At 54.6% G+C, this 262-nt stretch carries 1 protein-coding gene; it reads left to right on the forward strand.

Annotated features, from left to right (window positions below; genetic code table 11):
* The coding region (locus tag N8M95_RS09255) for a DnaA ATPase domain-containing protein (protein WP_261117094.1) at positions 1-262 on the forward strand (262 nt) is incomplete at both ends.

Here is a 262-nt window from a genome sequence, read left to right on the forward strand (position 1 = left end):
GCACCGGTCTGGGCAAAACCCACCTGCTGCATGCCGTTGGCAACGCCATCAAGGAGCGCAAGAAGGACGCCAAAGTCATCTACATGCACTCCGAGCGGTTTGTGCAGGATATGGTGAAGGCGCTGCAGAATAACGCCATTGAAGAGTTCAAGCGTTATTACCGTAGCGTCGATGCCCTGCTCATCGATGACATCCAGTTCTTCGCCAACAAGGAGCGCTCCCAGGAGGAGTTCTTCCATACCTTCAATGCGCTGCTTGAAGG

Origin of the sequence: Streptococcus mitis (genome assembly GCF_946190325.1) — a bacterium.
Taxonomy (GTDB): Bacteria; Bacillota; Bacilli; order Lactobacillales; family Streptococcaceae; genus Streptococcus; species Streptococcus mitis_CF.